17 protein-coding genes are annotated in these 16,050 nt (G+C 61.1%); 3 read left to right on the forward strand and 14 right to left on the reverse strand.

The window, feature by feature from the left end:
- Positions 1 to 27 precede the first annotated feature (27 nt).
- From hypF to KQ940_RS19005, 12 genes are read right to left on the reverse strand one after another with little or no spacing between them, the layout of a single operon-like run.
- Positions 28 to 2,346: a carbamoyltransferase HypF gene (hypF, locus tag KQ940_RS18950; RefSeq protein ID WP_217415488.1), complete on the reverse strand. Its 2,319-nt coding sequence runs from the start codon at positions 2,344 to 2,346 to the stop codon at positions 28 to 30.
- On the reverse strand, positions 2,346 to 2,819 hold the full coding sequence (locus KQ940_RS18955; protein WP_485020580.1) for an AAA-type ATPase lid domain-containing protein: 474 nt from the start codon (positions 2,817 to 2,819) through the stop codon (positions 2,346 to 2,348). Before KQ940_RS18955 ends, hypF begins: the two co-directional genes overlap by 1 nt.
- A gap of 6 nt (positions 2,820 to 2,825) precedes the next feature.
- Complete coding sequence (locus KQ940_RS18960) at positions 2,826 to 3,800, reverse strand: sigma-54-dependent transcriptional regulator (RefSeq protein ID WP_217415491.1); 975 nt, start codon at positions 3,798 to 3,800, stop codon at positions 2,826 to 2,828.
- A 33-nt stretch (positions 3,801 to 3,833) separates the two neighbouring features.
- Positions 3,834 to 4,763 (reverse strand): hydrogenase nickel incorporation protein HypB, encoded by a 930-nt coding sequence (gene hypB / locus KQ940_RS18965; protein ID WP_217415492.1) that lies wholly within the window; start codon positions 4,761 to 4,763, stop codon positions 3,834 to 3,836.
- A gap of 2 nt (positions 4,764 to 4,765) precedes the next feature.
- On the reverse strand, positions 4,766 to 5,098 hold the full coding sequence (gene hypA, locus KQ940_RS18970; protein ID WP_246590197.1) for a hydrogenase maturation nickel metallochaperone HypA: 333 nt from the start codon (positions 5,096 to 5,098) through the stop codon (positions 4,766 to 4,768).
- Position 5,099: 1 nt separating this feature from the next.
- The gene (locus tag KQ940_RS23115; protein ID WP_217415495.1) at positions 5,100 to 6,119 is read right to left on the reverse strand and encodes a nickel-dependent hydrogenase large subunit; all 1,020 of its coding nucleotides are present in this window, start codon (positions 6,117 to 6,119) and stop codon (positions 5,100 to 5,102) included.
- 32 nt (positions 6,120 to 6,151) lie between these two features.
- Positions 6,152 to 6,619: a [NiFe]-hydrogenase assembly chaperone HybE gene (gene hybE / locus KQ940_RS18980; protein ID WP_217415497.1), complete on the reverse strand. Its 468-nt coding sequence runs from the start codon at positions 6,617 to 6,619 to the stop codon at positions 6,152 to 6,154.
- Positions 6,619 to 6,852: a rubredoxin gene (locus KQ940_RS18985; protein WP_217415499.1), complete on the reverse strand. Its 234-nt coding sequence runs from the start codon at positions 6,850 to 6,852 to the stop codon at positions 6,619 to 6,621. The genes hybE and KQ940_RS18985 overlap by 1 nt, the downstream gene beginning before the upstream one ends.
- Complete coding sequence (locus KQ940_RS18990) at positions 6,849 to 7,724, reverse strand: hydrogenase expression/formation protein (protein ID WP_217415503.1); 876 nt, start codon at positions 7,722 to 7,724, stop codon at positions 6,849 to 6,851. Before KQ940_RS18990 ends, KQ940_RS18985 begins: the two co-directional genes overlap by 4 nt.
- Positions 7,725 to 7,733: 9 nt before the next feature.
- The gene (locus tag KQ940_RS18995) at positions 7,734 to 8,165 is read right to left on the reverse strand and encodes a thioredoxin domain-containing protein (protein WP_217415504.1); all 432 of its coding nucleotides are present in this window, start codon (positions 8,163 to 8,165) and stop codon (positions 7,734 to 7,736) included.
- A complete protein-coding gene (gene hypC / locus KQ940_RS19000; protein WP_217415505.1) occupies positions 8,162 to 8,497 on the reverse strand; it encodes a HypC/HybG/HupF family hydrogenase formation chaperone in 336 nt (111 codons plus the stop codon). Before hypC ends, KQ940_RS18995 begins: the two co-directional genes overlap by 4 nt.
- 1 nt (position 8,498) lies before the next feature.
- Positions 8,499 to 9,137 carry a HyaD/HybD family hydrogenase maturation endopeptidase gene (locus KQ940_RS19005; protein WP_217415506.1) on the reverse strand — a complete coding sequence of 213 codons (639 nt, stop codon included), beginning with the start codon at positions 9,135 to 9,137 and terminating at the stop codon, positions 8,499 to 8,501.
- Between the two features lie 293 nt (positions 9,138 to 9,430).
- Here KQ940_RS19005 and KQ940_RS19010 point away from each other — a divergent pair, with 293 nt between their 5' ends.
- The 3 genes from KQ940_RS19010 to KQ940_RS19020 all read left to right on the forward strand — a co-directional run bounded on the left by KQ940_RS19010 (position 9,431) and on the right by KQ940_RS19020 (position 14,189).
- The gene (locus KQ940_RS19010) at positions 9,431 to 10,849 is read left to right on the forward strand and encodes a two-component system sensor histidine kinase NtrB (RefSeq protein ID WP_217415507.1); all 1,419 of its coding nucleotides are present in this window, start codon (positions 9,431 to 9,433) and stop codon (positions 10,847 to 10,849) included.
- A 386-nt stretch (positions 10,850 to 11,235) separates the two neighbouring features.
- A complete protein-coding gene (locus KQ940_RS19015; protein ID WP_217415509.1) occupies positions 11,236 to 13,470 on the forward strand; it encodes an NADP-dependent isocitrate dehydrogenase in 2,235 nt (744 codons plus the stop codon).
- 230 nt (positions 13,471 to 13,700) lie between these two features.
- Positions 13,701 to 14,189 carry a hypothetical protein gene (locus tag KQ940_RS19020; RefSeq protein ID WP_217415511.1) on the forward strand — a complete coding sequence of 163 codons (489 nt, stop codon included), beginning with the start codon at positions 13,701 to 13,703 and terminating at the stop codon, positions 14,187 to 14,189.
- Here the strand turns inward: KQ940_RS19020 and KQ940_RS19025 are convergent.
- Together KQ940_RS19025 and KQ940_RS19030 are read right to left on the reverse strand one after the other, a co-directional pair.
- On the reverse strand, positions 14,186 to 15,532 hold the full coding sequence (locus KQ940_RS19025; protein WP_217415513.1) for a pyridoxamine 5'-phosphate oxidase family protein: 1,347 nt from the start codon (positions 15,530 to 15,532) through the stop codon (positions 14,186 to 14,188). The genes KQ940_RS19020 and KQ940_RS19025 overlap by 4 nt on opposite strands.
- On the reverse strand, positions 15,529 to 15,999 hold the full coding sequence (locus tag KQ940_RS19030; protein ID WP_217415515.1) for a hypothetical protein: 471 nt from the start codon (positions 15,997 to 15,999) through the stop codon (positions 15,529 to 15,531). The genes KQ940_RS19025 and KQ940_RS19030 overlap by 4 nt, the downstream gene beginning before the upstream one ends.
- Positions 16,000 to 16,050 lie beyond the last annotated feature (51 nt).

Here is a 16,050-nt window from a genome sequence, read left to right on the forward strand (position 1 = left end):
GGCTTACCTCTACTTGCTTCTATGTTTTTATTCGTGTGTGCCGGATAGCTTCATCCGCACCGCCCAGACCTGCCCCAGGCTGATCGCTGCATCGTTGGCCGGCATCTCTACCGGCAGCAGCACGTTCAACCCCGCCGCCTGCAGTTGGCGATGCAGGCCATCCCGCAGTGCCAGGTTCAACAGACAGCCACCGGCCAGCGCGACCTGTTTCCGTCTGCTACGTTTGGCAGCCTGGATAATCCAGTCGCTCAACGCCAGGATCAGCTCCTGCTGGAAACGCGCGGCGCCCCGTGCGGGATCGGGCTCATCCAGCAACGAGGCCAGCAACGGCAGCAGATCCAGCTGCAACCCACCGGCTACCTGATCGATCCGGTATCGGCCCTGCGCCTTTGGTGTTACGACTCCGGCAGCCAGTGCCTCCAGGCGCATCGGCGCTTCCGCTTCGTAGGATTGCCGCTGGCAGATCCCCAGCAGCCCGGCGGCGGCATCGAATACCCGACCAAGACTGGAGGTCGGCGGGCAGTTGAAACCCCGCTCCAGCATACCTGCCAGCGCGGCCGCCGCCGGTTTATCGGCAAACCGCGTCTGAATCAGATCACCCCTGCCCATGCGGTGCAGTGCGGCACAGGCCATGCGCCAGGGCTCCTTAGCCGCGGCATCGCCACCGGGCAGAGGCAAGGGTGACAGCTCGCCCAGCGGACTGAAACCCGCGCTATCGACCCGCAACAGTTCGCCGCCGCGCAACTGGCCATCCCAGCCCAGTCCGACGCCATCCAGCGCCACGCCCAGCACCGCCGAGTGGAGCCGATGCTCGGCCATCACCGCAGAGATATGGGCGTGGTGGTGCTGCACCCGATGCAAGGGCAGATCAAGACGCTCAGCCAGTTCGGCAGCCAAACGACTGGCGTGGAAGTCGGGGTGCAGGTCGCAGGCGATATGCTCAGGCTCCACCTTCAGCAGGTCGCACAGTTCGTCAACCGTGCGTTCCAGCGTGCGGCAGTTGTCCGGGTTGTTTAGATCGCCGATGTGGGGCGAGACAAACGCCCTGTCACCGTGGGCCAGGCAAAGGGTGTTTTTCAGGTAGCCGCCCAGCGCCAGTACCGACGGTCCATCATCTGCCAGGCGGACCTCTCGCGGCGCCATGCCACGCCCCAGCCGGATCAGTGCCGGTGGTTCGGAGAGAGCGTTGATCAACGAGTCATCGCAGCGGTGCTCGATCTCGCGATTGTGCAGCAGCAACAGATCGGCGATATCGCCCAGCTTCGCCCGTGCCTCATCATTCGAGGTGATCAGCGGTTCGCCGCTGCGGTTGGCACTGGTCATCACCAGCACGAGCGGATGAGCATTTTCGGTCCAGGCCATGCCCTCGGGTCGTCCCGCCGCCTCATGGAACAGCAACCAGTGCAGCGGACCGTGGGGCAGCATTCCCCCCAGCCGATCCAGCCCCGGTGCCAGGCTCGGTGCCAGCGCGTTATCGGTGGTGGCACGCTTGCGCTGCAGGACGATGGGCGCGCTGCGATCGCTCAACCAGCCGCGCCCGGCGCCGGTCAACTCCATCAGTGGTTCCAGCGAGGCGCTGTTCAACGCCATGACCGCGAAGGGTTTGGCCGGCCTGTTCTTGCGCTGACGCAGACGCGCAACGGCGGCCTCATTGCGAGCATCGCAGACCAGATGGAAACCACCGATACCGCGCACGGCCAGTATCTCGCCACGCTCCAGCGCGCCCACCGCCTGCTGGATGGGATCCAGCTCGATACGCTCACCGGTGCTCGTTTCCAGCCAGAGGGTCGGGCCGCACTCGGCACAGGCGTTGGGCTGAGCATGGAAGCGTCGATCGCTCGGTGCTTCATATTCGGCTTGGCAGGCGGGACACTGAGCAAACTCGGCCATGCTGGTGTTGGCTCGATCATAGGGTAGCGCGCGGATCAGTGTGTAGCGGGGGCCGCAGTGGGTGCAGTTGATAAAGGGGTAGCGATAACGGCGATCCCGCGGATCGAACAGTTCCGCCAGGCAGTGTGGACAGACGGCAGCGTCCAGAGTTAGCGACAGGTCCAACGCCCCCTCGCCCTGCTCGCTGGCGAGGATGCGGAAGTCGACGAACTCAGCTGAGGTGGCCAACGTCTCTTCGGTAAGCCAGTCGATGCGCGCCAGCGGTGGCAGCTCGGTGGTTAGCCGATGACGAAAGTTGGCCAGTTGTTCAGGCTCCCCCTGCAGATCGATCTGCACCCCGCGTCCGGTGTTGCGAACCGCCCCGGTCAGATGCAGTTCGGTCGCCAGCCGGTGGACAAAGGGGCGAAAGCCGACACCCTGTACCAGGCCACTGACCAGCAGCCGCACGGCAGGCATCACATATTCTCCAGCTCATAGCGTTCGATCTTTGCCCTCAGGCCGACCCGGGATAGCCCCAGCTCCTGCGCGGCGCGGCTCTTGTTCCAGCGGTGGCGGATCAGGGTTTCACGCAGAATCTGTTTCTCCAGCTGCTCCACCCGCTCCTTCAGTGTGCCACTCAGGTCCGCCACCTGGGCCAGCATCGGGGCCGGCTCTCCGTCTACGCTGCTGCGCAGTACGCGCGGGTTGAGCAGGTCCGCACCCAGATACGGCTCTTTTGCCATCACCAGCATGCGGCGGATCTCGTTCTGCAGTTCGCGCACGTTACCGGGCCAGGCATAGCTTTGCAGACACTCGATCGCCTCATCGCTGAAACCCTCCACCGGCTTGTCGAACGCTTCGACTGCGCGGTCGAGAAAGGCGTTGGCCAGCACGGGTATGTCCTGCTCACGCTGCGCCAGCGGCGGCAGCTCCAGCGTTACTTCGGCCAGGCGATATTACAGATCCTCGCGGAAGCGACCGGCACGCACCTCATCCTCCAGACTGCGGTTGGTGGAGGCGATCACCCGCACATCGATCGGCCGCCGCTGAGCATCGCCGATACGGCGCACCTCCCGCTCCTGCAACACGCGAAGCAGTTTGACCTGGAACGCCGGCGAGATCTCGCCGATCTCGTCGAGGAAGATGGTGCCACCATCGGCCTGTTCGAACAGGCCGACATGGTCATTGATGGCGCCGGTAAATGCACCCTTGCGGTGACCGAACAGCTCGGACGCAAGCAGCTCGTCCGGCATGGCGCCGCAGTTTTCCACCACGAACGGCTTGTCCGCGCGCAGGCTGTTGTAGTGCAGCGCACGGGCGAACAACTCCTTGCCGCTGCCGGAGGGGCCGGTCACCAGCACCGATATATCGTAGGGGGCCACCTGCGCCACCTGATGGCACAGCGCGTTGAGCGGACTGTCTTTGGCGCGCAGTATCTCGCTGAAATCGAAGCGCTGCCGCAGACGCGCCTTCTTTGCCTGCAGCTGCGATTCGACCTGTGGGGTGGTCAGCCGCATCTCGGTGGCAAGCAGCTCGTTTTCCGATTGCAGCGCCACCATCCGACAGGCGTTGCGCAGTGTCAGCAGCAGATGATCGGGGTGCCAGGGCTTGGTCAGGTACTGGAATATACCCGCCTCGTTGAGGCCGCGGATAATATCCTCCGAGTCGGTATACCCGGACAGGATCAGCCGCGCGGTCTGCGGCCAGCGCTCACGCACACGGATCAGGAACTCGACACCGGTCTCACCCGGCATCCGCTGGTCGCACAGCACCGCATGCACCCGCTGCTGCTCCAGCAGCTGCCAAGCCTGCTCGGTGCTGCTGGCGGTCAGAACGTCGAACTCCTCGTCGAGTGTACGCTCCAGCGTCTCCAGCGAGCGGATCTCGTCATCGATACAGAGTACGGTGGCACGCGGGTAGGACTGCATCATCAATTTCCCTTTCGGCTCCGTTCGATTCTGGACTCAGAGCAGCGCTTCAAGCGCTTGTGCCTGCTGTTTCAACGCCTCGATCCGCTCCCGAATGCGAGCGCTTCTCCGCGTCTCCATCCATGCCAACCAGGCCTCCATCCCCGCACCGGAACGAGCCGACAGCTGGATCACCTCAATATTCGGGTTGACCCGGCGGGCGTACTCGATACAGGCGTCGACATCGAACTCCAGATGGGGCAGTAGGTCGATCTTGTTCAGCAGCATCAGATCGGCAGCATGGAACATATCGGGATACTTGATCGGCTTGTCCTCACCCTCGGTCACCGACAGGATCGCTACCTTGTGCGCTTCGCCCAGATCGAACGCGGCCGGGCAGACCAGGTTGCCCACGTTCTCGATAAACAGCACGCCGCCCTCGAGATCGTCGAGTCGCTCCAGCGCGTGGCCCACCATGTGCGCATCCAGATGACAGCCCTTACCGGTATTGATCTGCACCGCCTGCGCGCCGGTGGCGCGGATACGGTCGGCATCGTTGGCGGTCTGCTGGTCGCCCTCGATCACCGCCAACGGCAGTCGCGTGCCCAACAGCTCGATGGTGCGGGTCAGCAGCGTGGTCTTGCCGGAGCCGGGGCTGGAGACCAGATTCAGGGCAAACAGCGACAGCGCATCGAATCGGGCACGGTTCTGCGCCGCATAGCGGTCGTTCTTGCCCAGGATATCCTGCTCGATCTGCACCATACGGCTCTGGCTCAGGCCCGGCGCATGGGCATGGGCTGGACCCCGACCGTAGTGCAGGTTCTGCCCCTCGGCGAGCAGTGGCGAATGACCCTGCCCTTGGTCATGGTCATGGTCATGGTGATGTGCATGACTATGAGCATGAGGATGATCCTGACCATGGTCATGATGGTGGTGGTGCCCCTCGATATGGGTTTCACCCTCGCCGCAACCGCAAACGGTACACATAACTACTCCACCTCCAGCTCTTTTATTCTCAGTTCGTCGCCCCTGGTCACCTGCAGCTGATAGCTGCCGCATCGGCTACAGCTGTCGTAGCGCTGGGTAATCGGCACCGTCGCCGCACAGGCCAGACACCAGGCTTCGCCCGGCAGCTCGATAATCTCCAGTTGCGCCTGCTCGGCCAGAGTACCGCGGGTCACCGCATCGAAGCAGAAGCGCAGCGACTCCTGCTCCACCGCCGCCAGCGGGCCGATCTCCAACCAGACCCTCTTGACCCGGCTATAGCCCTGAACCAGGGCCTGCTCCTCAAGCGTCTGGACTATACCTTCGGCAATCGACATCTCATGCATCGTGTCGCGTCACTCCAAAGCCAACGCAGGGATCGATCGACAATATCAGATCCCGGGCCAGCGCTTCGGCCCTATTGCGCTCGATTTTGACTCCCATCAGCCGTTGCCGCACTATCCCGTCAGTATGGAAGTTCCAATCGGTGGGGGCCAGTATCTGCCAGCGCCCAACCCGCTCGCCATCCAGCTCAACCCGGTGCAGCAACCAGCCACGGGCGGTCAGCGCCCAGCCGTACCCCACACCATCCTGACCCCGGTTGGCGCTTGGCGTGCTCTCCAGCCCGGGTTCGGCCAGCTGTGCCAATGCCTGGTCGGTCTGCGCCAGCAACGCCCCTAACGCCTTGCCGATCACTTCATCAGCGGCGGTAGCTTCGGCACCCGCTACCGCCGGCCCGCTGTGACGGCTTTGCCCATTGAGCATGGGCGCCGAGCAAAACCCATTCTGCTGTTCATTCCCCAGGGAACCAACCAGCTCAGAGGTCAGCTCAGGCATTAAACCCGGTACGGCAGGACCCAGTTCGATATCCCGCCAACGCTGCACCCTATTCACCAGCCAACGCTGCTCCTGCGCTGGCGTACACCTGAGCGCCTGCGACCAGTTTCGCAGCCCGACAATCGCCTGTTCAACGCCATCAGGGGTTTTATCCGACGGCGACTGCAACAGAGTTAACAAGCGCTGGCAGCGCCTTATGCCCTCGCGTGCATTCTTCTCGGTCGCACCCGGGTAGTGCCAATCCTGCAGTAATCTGAGCAGGCTTTCGCGCAGCCGTTCCACGGCCAATAAGCGCGCACGCCGCCGACATTCATATTCCGGGATCCGTACTCCCCGGGCCTGCTCCAGTGCCCTGGCGCCAGCAATGCGATGGGCTTGGCAACAAACCGAAAACAGCGCTCCGATAATCGCCAGCGCCGCGTCGGGGGCCTGACCGGCAAGCATATGACATATTGCGCCAACGGGCCGTTTCAGCTCGACGCTGACGGCACTGATATGTCCTTGAGCGTAGGTAAGCGCCACCTGCAGCTGTCCGGCCGGCGAGGAGTGCATCCTCAGCCTCGCAGGGCGCGGCGAAACAGCGCACGCCGTCCCGGATTATCCGGCTGATCAGCGCGGCTGTCCGCACTCGCTGGCGTGGTAACGGCGAACAGCAGATCGGCAATCTCGATCGCCAGGGCTCGGGCCTGCTCCTGGGATTCCAGGGCGCTGGTATCGGACAGCAGTGACGCGCTGGCAAAGCGCCCCACCCCCTCGGCTTGGGCAACCAGACCTTCGTACTCCCCCGAGGGGAGTGCCAAGATGCAGATCTCCCCTTTCTCTGGCAACACCTGCGCATCTACCGGCCGCCAGATCAGATTCAGACACCAGGGCGTAATCAGCACCCCCGCTTCCAGATCAAGATCCAGGCAGTGCCAGACCGCCATCTCGACACTAAGCAGGGCGTTGTAGAACGGCAGTCCGGCCATCTGTGGATCCGCAGCCTGATAATGCTGCTGCAGCTGCTGCATGAGTGGCGACATCAGCCCTCCACCACCATGAACTGATCACGCTCGCCATCGCACTGGGGGCAGCGCCAATGCTCGGGCAGTTCGGCAAAGGGGGTACCCGGCGCTATCTGCCATACCTCATCGCCCTCGGCGGGATCGTACTGATACCAACAGATCTTGCATTCAAGCCTGGTCGCGTCCGACAAGCGGGCACTGTCGCCCAGGTAGCTGCCCTCAAACCTTGCCCCATCGGATTGAGTACTCATACCAGCACCTCGCGCATCTCACGCAGCCGCTCCGCGGAGTCTTCCAGATCCTCCTTCGCCGCGCAGGCCACTTGCGGTACCTCGACCACCTCCAGGGTATCCAGTATCAGCTGATCGGTGCTGTTGAAATACTGCACGCGCCAGATCCCCGGTACCGCGGTGGAGCCGATCCGGCAATTACCATAGCCACGGGACAGGATCACCACCGATCCCTGGCCAAGACACCGGGTTAAAAAGGCGTGGTCCTCGGGCGAAAACGGCAGCAACGACAGGTTGATCACATGAGGCAGGTCCAGCGGACTGGCCTGGTGCCGGCGTGCCACATCGAACAGCTCGACCAACACCGGGCCCGCGTTCAATATCCCCTCGGGCAGATCCCCCTCGACGATACTGGGCACCTCGGTCGAGCTGAATGCAGCTCGCCGCGCCGGCTCAGGCAGATCCGCCACCTCCAGCCATTGCCGCTTAAGCTGGCCATTGCTGTCGACCTGCTGCAACCACCAGAGCCCGGCCAGCACCGTCTCCTGCGCCCGCACCCGGATATCCGCGCCGATCTGCAGTGCTACCTCACCCTCGCCCAGCACCTGATGCAGCAGTGCACGGTCGGTTTCGGCAAGTGAATCCAGAGCCAGACTACGGGTGGGCATACCGGGGCGGTATTCATCCAGCGCTTCCTGCAGCTGTCCAAGCAGCGCCAGCACCTGGGGTGCCTGGGCTATCTCATCAGATTCCGGCAGGCTCGGCGGCTCGAAGGTGTGCATCTCTTTCGGCATCGGCATATAGCTGAGGCTGTCCGCTTCCGAGCGGGAACCCGGGCCGACCGCCCCGGTCAGATTGGGCGTCAGGTCAAACAGTGGGATATCCGATTTCATGCTCATTGCTCAGTGTCCACAGGAGGTGGAAGCGGCTGCGGCTACCACCGGGATGCCGATGCCGGGATTGCGCTGCGGCTCGGTGGCGAGGATGCGCTGGATCTCGCGTCGATACTCATCCCAGTTGTGTACCCGCGACAACGCGCCGAGATAGCGGCCCTGCTTCAGGAATACCAGCGTCGGCCAGGCATTGAAGTTGTAGCGTCCCTGTAGCCGGTGTTCGCTCTCCTCGGCGATCAGCGCAGCCGAGAGTTGCGGGAACTGTTTGAGCAGTTCAGGCAGGATCACCGCCACATCGAGCGTTTCGGGGAATCGGTTCGGGTTACCGGCGAAAAAGAGTACGCTGTAGGACTGCGCCTCAACGAAGGCTTCAAAGCCTTGGCTCTCCAGCAGCGGATAGCCGTAGCGGCTGGTCAACTGATCCAGCAGTGGATGGGTCATCTTCCGTTATCCTCTTTTAGTCTGCCATTCAGGCCCGATTGCAGATGCGGGGGCAGCTGCGGCGTACGTTCCACCAGGTCGGCAAAGAGTGCATCGATAGCGGCGCTATCGCCGCGCGCACCGGCGTCCAACGCGGCCAATGCTTGAGCAACCTGGACGGCACGCTCGGCGCTGATCTTTTCCCGTGCGGCTCCCAGAAATACCAGCAGCCACTCTCCCGCCGACGGTGTATCGATCAACCGGATATCGATCCAATGCTGCTCGTCACCGACGGTGCAGAACGCCCGCGCCCCTTCCACTGCCGCCACCTGCATCGGAATGCCGATACACATCTCAGGACTTTTCCGCCGCGGGCGCGTACAGGTTCATGAACCGTACGTCGCCGTGTCGAAACGCCTCGCCACTGTCGGGGCGCCCCTGCTCGTAACGCTCAAGCGCCAGTTGCCGGGGCGATAGCGCCTCATGCGATTCAAGCTCTGACTCGACAGCCAGCGGCACCACACCCAGCGATGCGAGATAGTCGAGCGCTCGTTCGATAGCCGGATCGAGCTGGGCACGCACGCTGCCGGTCAAGCTGCCGCCAAAATCCTCCAGCAGCTCGGGTTGCACACCGATCAGCATCAGTTCGCGGGGATACCGGCCGGTCAATTCCGCCATCGCCAGCACCTCCTGAAAGCCGGTCTGGTGCAGGCTCATCCGCTTGGCGCCCATGAACTTGGGCACCTCATCATCACGTACGATCTTCAGCGTGCCGGGTTTGATGCCGTAATCGATGGCGTCGAATACGATCAAAACATCGGCTTCCTGTACATGCTGCACCAGGTAGATCCCCTGAGTGCCGCCGTCCAGCAGCTTCACCTGTTCAGGAAACCGATAGCGCTGATTCAGCCGTTCGACACAGCGCACGCCGAACCCCTCATCGGCCCAGAGCAGATTGCCTATACCGAGAATCAATATGTTGTCTGCCGCCATTGCTCTTATCCATCGCTAGAATATGCAAGGAACTACAAGTAGCGTGCCAGCGGGTACTCTGTGCGATGATGACTGTTACAGCAGGGGTTACAGCCGATGCCGCCATCAAGGGGATGAAAACCATCCTTCCACTCATAGTCGGATTTGCGCAGTTAATGACCACCTCCCCGACAGCACGGTTAACCTGAATGTAATTACTGGTCCCGACAGGAAGCGCAATCAGCTATAATCGCCCGAACATCATTCGGTTACGCACTGGCGTGTTCATCTTCATCCGACACCGACACCCCTTTATGACAAGATTTTTGCTACCGCTGTTACTGCTGATTCAGAGCCCATTGCTTTACGCGGACCTCTTTGACGTGTTCAAGGATGAACAGGGACGTACCAAATGGCAGTGGGTCGCCAACTTCTCCAGCGGCGTTCTGATCATCCTGCTGACCATTGTCGTCATCATCCTGTTCGTTACCTGGATGCGTGCACGCCGGTATAACCGTGCGCTGGAGGAGATCCGCTCGAGTCTGGAGCAACGCGTACGCGAGCGAACCGCGAAGCTGGAACAGGAGGTTGCAGAGCATGTGGTGACCACGCGCATGCTGAAAGCATCAAAAGCCTATATCCAGAACATCCTGCGCTCGATGCCACTGGTGCTGGTGGGCCTGGACCGTCAGGGCACGATCACTCACTGGAACCAGCGCGCCGAGGAGATCTCGGGCATCAGCGCCGACGATGCCATCGGCCGGAATCTCTGGTCGATCTACTCCGACATCACCGTATCGCCGCGTCATATCGAACAGGCGCTGGACAAGGGCGAAGCGATCACCCTGCGCCACAGTCAACCGGGCAGCTATCACTTCGATATCACCGTCTATCCGCTGCAGGATTATGATGAGCCGGGTGTGGTGATCCTGGTCGACGATGTGACCAAGCGCGTGATCGCCGAGAACATGCTGATCCACCACGACAAGCTCTCCTCCATGGGTGAGCTGGCAACCGCCATGGCCAACGATATCAATACCCCGCTGCAGGCGATCCTGTTCGACCTGCGCAGCTTCCAGGGCATATTGGCATCGGGCAAGCTGCTGCCCGAGGGTAGCCAGCAGAACCCGGAAAGCGAAAAGGTTCAGCAGATATTGGACAACGCGTCGAAAAGCGGCAAACAGGTGGAATCGATCATCCGCAACCTGCTGCAGTTCGCTCGCGGCCGTGCCGACAGGCCGCAACAGGCCAATGTGATCGATATCCTGGAGCACTCGCTGGAACAGTCACGCGAAGTACTGTCGCTGCCGGACACCTTTCCGTTCAGCGCTATTCGAATCGAACGTCACTTCGAAGCAGATCTGCCGCTGATTCCCTGTTACGTCACAGAACTGCAACAGGTGTTCCTCAGCCTGTTCCGCCATGCCTACAAATCGCTGACGGAAAAACAGGCCGCGGGGTATACGCCAACGATTGCACTTTACGTCGCCCGGAGTTACGACGCACTGTCGATCCGGATACAGCACAACGGTGTAGCGCTGACCGATGACGAGCAGATGTTTCTGTTCGAGCCCTTTACCCAGGACAGTGACGCGGGACAGGCAGCCGCCGGTGCCAACAAGCGACTCTCTTTCGCGCACTTCGTCATTACCGAGCAGCACCGGGGCCATATGGCGGTCACGTCGGATCCCGATGCGGGCACCACCTTCCATATCCAGCTGGACCTGGTCTGAACCGACTTTCTCGCTGACTGGAGTGATGGCTGATACCTTCGGCCATCACTCTCGTCACATTAATGCTGCCGCCGGCAACAACCTCGTTCACGGTCCTCAGCCTACAAACAGGCTCTGCCCCCCCTCTTCGACCAAAGACGTATTCGACACCGCTGTTGCGATATGAGAGCCGCAAGATCAGCGGTAAATCTTATTAGACTTATGGCTAGAACGGCCCTAAAACGGCGCTTGATCGCTTAATTTCGGTATATCGGGAGCCTCGCTTTCGGTACAATGCAACGCCAAAAAAAATACTTATAAAGTAGCAGTTCTGTTGATTAGGGCGATCACAAGTCACCTTTTCGAACATCTTCGGCCACATCAGCCATACAACACTGGGGAAAAGAATGACGACATCAAATCAGAAAATCGTTTACACCATTACCGATGAAGCGCCGGCGCTGGCGACGCAGTCTCTGCTGCCGATCGTACGCTCCTTCGCTGCCGCCGCCGGCATCGAAGTCGAAACCAGTGACATCTCCGTAGCAGCGCGTATCCTGGCGACCTTTCCAGAGCGCCTGAGCGAAGATCAGCGCGTAGCGGACGCCTTGGCCGAACTGGGCGCATTGACCCAGGACCCGTCCGCCAACATCATCAAGCTCCCCAACATCAGCGCCTCCGTACCCCAGCTGCGCGCCGCTATCGCCGAGCTGCAGTCCCAGGGCTACGACGTGCCGAGCTTCCCGGACGAAGCCACCACTGATGAAGAGAAAGAGATCAAGGCGCGTTACAGCAAGATCCTCGGCAGTGCGGTAAACCCGGTTCTGCGTGAAGGTAACTCCGACCGTCGCGCTCCGGCCGCGGTCAAGGCTTATGCTCGCAAGTTCCCGCACTCCATGGGCAAGTGGAGCAAGGCCTCCCAGTCTCATGCCGATTACATGCGCGGCGGCGACTTCTTCTCCAGCGAACAGTCGATCACCATGCCGGAAGCGGGCGATGTGCGTATCGAGTTCGTCGGCAAGGATGGCCAGGTCGAGGTCAAAAAAGAGCTGAGCCTGCTGCAGGGTGAAGTGCTCGACAGCATGTTCATGAGCTGCAAGGCGCTGCGTGATTTCTTCGAAGAGACGCTGAACGACTGCAAAGAGACCGGTGTCATGTGGTCCCTGCACGTGAAAGCGACCATGATGAAGGTGTCTCACCCCATCGTGTTCGGTCATGCGGTCACCGTTTACTACAAAGACCTGTTCGAGAAGCACGGCGAACTGTTCCACGAGATCGGCGTCAACCCGAACAACGGCCTGTCCAGCGTATACGACAAGATCAAGAGCCTGCCGGACTCCAAGCAGGAGGAGATCCTGCAGGATATCCATGACTGCTACGCCGAGCGTCCGGAGATGGCGATGGTCGACTCCGTCAAGGGCGTCACCAACCTGCACATCCCCAGCGACGTTATCGTCGACGCCTCCATGCCGGCGATGATCCGCAACTCAGGCCAGATGTGGGGCCGCGATGGCAAACAGAAAGATACCAAGGCGGTGATGCCGGAGAGCACCTACGCCCGTATCTACCAGGAGATGATCAACTTCTGCAAGACCAACGGCGCCTTCGATCCGACCACCATGGGTACGGTGCCCAACGTGGGCCTGATGGCGCAGAAGGCGGAAGAGTACGGTTCTCACGACAAGACCTTCGAGATGAAGGCCGACGGCACCATGCGTGTGGTCAACGCCGCGACCGGCGAAGTGCTGATGCAGCACGAAGTTGAGAAAGGCGATATCTGGCGTGCCTGCCAGACCAAGGATGCGCCGATCCGCGACTGGGTCAAGCTGGCCGTTACCCGTGCCCGCCAGTCCAACACCCCGGCCATCTTCTGGCTGGATCCCGAGCGCGCCCACGACATGCAGCTGAAGGCCAAGGTCGAAGAGTATCTGGAAGAGTATGATACCGACGATCTCGACATCTACATCATGGGCTACAACGAAGCGATCCGCTTCTCCATGGAGCGCCTGATCCGCGGCAAGGATACCATCTCTGTCACCGGCAACGTGCTGCGCGACTACCTGACTGACCTGTTCCCGATCATGGAGCTGGGCACCTCGGCCAAGATGCTCTCCATCGTGCCGCTGATGGCCGGTGGCGGCATGTACGAAACCGGTGCCGGCGGTTCTGCACCCAAGCATGTACAGCAGCTGCTGGAAGAGAACCACCTGCGTTGGGACTCCCTCGGCGAGTTCCTGGCCCTGGCGGTCTCCCTCGACGAGATGGGGATCAAGAACGACAACAAGCGCGCCCGCGTACTGGGTCAGGCGCTGGACAAGGCCACTGGCAAGCTGCTGGAGAACAACAAGTCTCCGTCACGCAAGACCGGCGAGCTGGACAACCGCGGCAGCCACTTCTACCTGGCGATGTACTGGGCTCAGGAGCTGGCAGCGCAGAGCGAAGACGCCGAGCTGGCCGCCATCTTCAAGCCGCTGGCTGAAGCGATGACCGCCAACGAGCAGAAGATCCTCGACGAGCTCTCCAGCGTCCAGGGCAAAGCCGTTGAGATCGGTGGTTACTACCACCCGGATCTCGCCAAGATGGCTGCTGTGATGCGTCCGAGCTCTACGCTGAACGGCCTGCTGGAGTCCCTGGCTGTCTAATCTAAGACCGGTCTATTTCAGACCTCTCGGCTAATCGCTGAAGACAAAACCGGACACTGCAAAGTGTCCGGTTTTTTTATGCCGGTCAGCCGAGTGATACAGCTTAGCAATCTTTTAAGTATTTATAAGCATACTCCTAACAGCACGGGCTTATTGGCGGCGCTACTCTGTGCCTGTCGATCACCGGATCGACACATAAGCATAGACAAACTTGGACGGAGAGGCTCCAGATGAAGGCTCTGATACCACTCGCGATGAGCGTATTGATCCTATCCACCGGTGTCGCCGCGCAGCCGGCAACCGACGAACTTGACCGTGGGCGCTACCTGATCGAGATCGGCGGCTGCAATGATTGCCACACACCCGGTTACTCGCAATCGATGGGTAAAACCGTGGAACAGGATTGGTTGCTGGGCAGTGACGTCGGTTTTGCCGGCCCCTGGGGGGTAAGCTACGCCGCAAACCTGCGCCTTACGGCGGATGCGATGACACTGCAGCAGTGGCTGGATCGCATTTCAGCCGGCGGGCTGCCACCAATGCCCTGGCCCGCACTACAGACGATGACCGAAGAGGATAAGAGCGCCCTCTTCCATTACATCCGGGACCTGGGGGCCAAGGGTACTGCTTCGCCTGCCGCGCTGCCGCCGGGCGCCGCCATCACGACGCCATACGTATCACTGGAGCCGGTCTTCCCGGAAGCGGTGGCGAGTGACCGCTAACCCTCTGCGTGCAGCTCTACGGGGCGACGTAGCTGAAGGCGCACCCGCCCTCGGCCGCTCTTCTCCAGCGAGATAGCAGCACAGCGTTCCTGCAGGCGCCTGGACAACAGCAGCAGGCGCGCATCGAGGTTGTCGGTTATATCCGGCAGCGGGATCTCCTGCGCGAGACGGAGTTCACGGTTACTGAACTCCGTGCGCCCCTGCTCTGCGTGCCTGGCTAGCATGTACCAGAGAATAGCCCCCGCTACCCCTTTGATCAGGTATTCGTTATCGAAGAAGATGCTGTGGTCACGCGGGTAATACCTGACCTGGAGCGTCTCCCCGCCCGCCGCTACCGGCTCAGGATTCGACGTCACCGCCTCCGGTGCCGGATGATCCACGAGCTGAAGGCGCAACCGCCCCATAGCCTCCCCCGCCTGTGCGCAGATCGAGACCAGCACATCTTCGATGTCATAACCAAACTGGCACTCCTGCTCGCTCTCCGCGTAAAGCACACCGAGCAGTTCGTCGTTACAGAGGATCGGTACGGCGATCTGGCTGGCTGGCGCTTCCAGCCCCGGCATTGGGATGCGCTCCTCCAGCTGTCGCGCCAGACCGTCACTGATCGCCTGATCACGCACCGTACGACTATAAACATACTCGGACGCTGCAAACATGATCCGTATCGGCACCTGCTCTCGGGCAGCGACGCCGATGACGCCGACCCCCAGCGGGATCTCCGCACCGACACCTGAGCGGCCGTAACCACGACTGGACAGGGTATACAACTTATTGCCCGGCAGATCCGCCATCAACAGCATGCTGTATTGGATCTGCAGATGGCGATCCAGCGCACCCAACAGGTTATCCACCAGATCCTCCAGCGAGCTGTAGCTGGTGATCGCGCCTACGCAATGGCGCAAAGCAGGTAACAGGGCAGGCCCGTATTGGGCCGGTGGCAACTCGCGCCCCGGCAGGTGCTCGATTTCGAGCACTCGGTAGAGATCGACACCACGCAGGTGGAACACCCCCTCCATCCCTTCGTGGGAGGCGATGCCGGCGAGCTTGGCCCGCATTCTCTCGAACAGAGGCCCCGAGGTTTCGGTTTTCAGATAGTGGATGGTGAGCTGGTAACGCGCTGCCGTGTAGGGATCCATCATCAACACCGATGCTATCGGATTGGCCAGGATGTTTTCCCGCGTCTTGTTGAAGAACTGAAACGATAACGCGATATGGCGACTGTCCACGTACATGGTCTGTGACACGTAGGTCACGTTCGGCATGCCGTCGGCGCCGCAGGTGGCCACGGCACAGGGCACAATGCCCTCCAGACAGTCCCGCATCTTCTCGAGCGTCCAGCTCATGACAGCTTAACTCCCAAGGGAACAGGATCACCGGCCCTATTGCCGGGAGTCTGCTTAAAGGCGGTGACCGGTGTGAAGCTGACCGACACCAGGTCGTCCGGTTCGCAACTGAACAGTGTACGAACAAAGATCTCCTGTACATTAAAGCGCTGAACCTTGGCCGCAAAGGTCTGGACGTAGGGTGCGAGCAATGCCCGATCCTCCTCAGTCGCTTCGGCGATCTCAGCATCGACGCCCTTCAGCTGCAGGGTTTTGTTATCCTCGGGATTACTGAATACTGCGGCGATTAGCGGGTTGCAGGCGAGCGCCCGAAGCAACTGCTCCGACCGGGAAGCCGACAGCAGAATCCTGACCCGCATTCGTTCTTCGTTGACGCTGCAAGCCAACCCTCTGGTCAGGGTCGGACGGGATTGTTCGGTTACCGCTGCCACATGGATCGACTGCCGGCCTGAAATGAATGCGGCCACAGAAGGGTCCAGCTGCGCAGAAGAAAGAGTAGACACCATGGGATACCCGAC

The organism is Marinobacterium ramblicola (genome assembly GCF_019084545.1).
Classification (GTDB): Bacteria; Pseudomonadota; Gammaproteobacteria; order Pseudomonadales; family Balneatricaceae; genus Marinobacterium_D; species Marinobacterium_D ramblicola.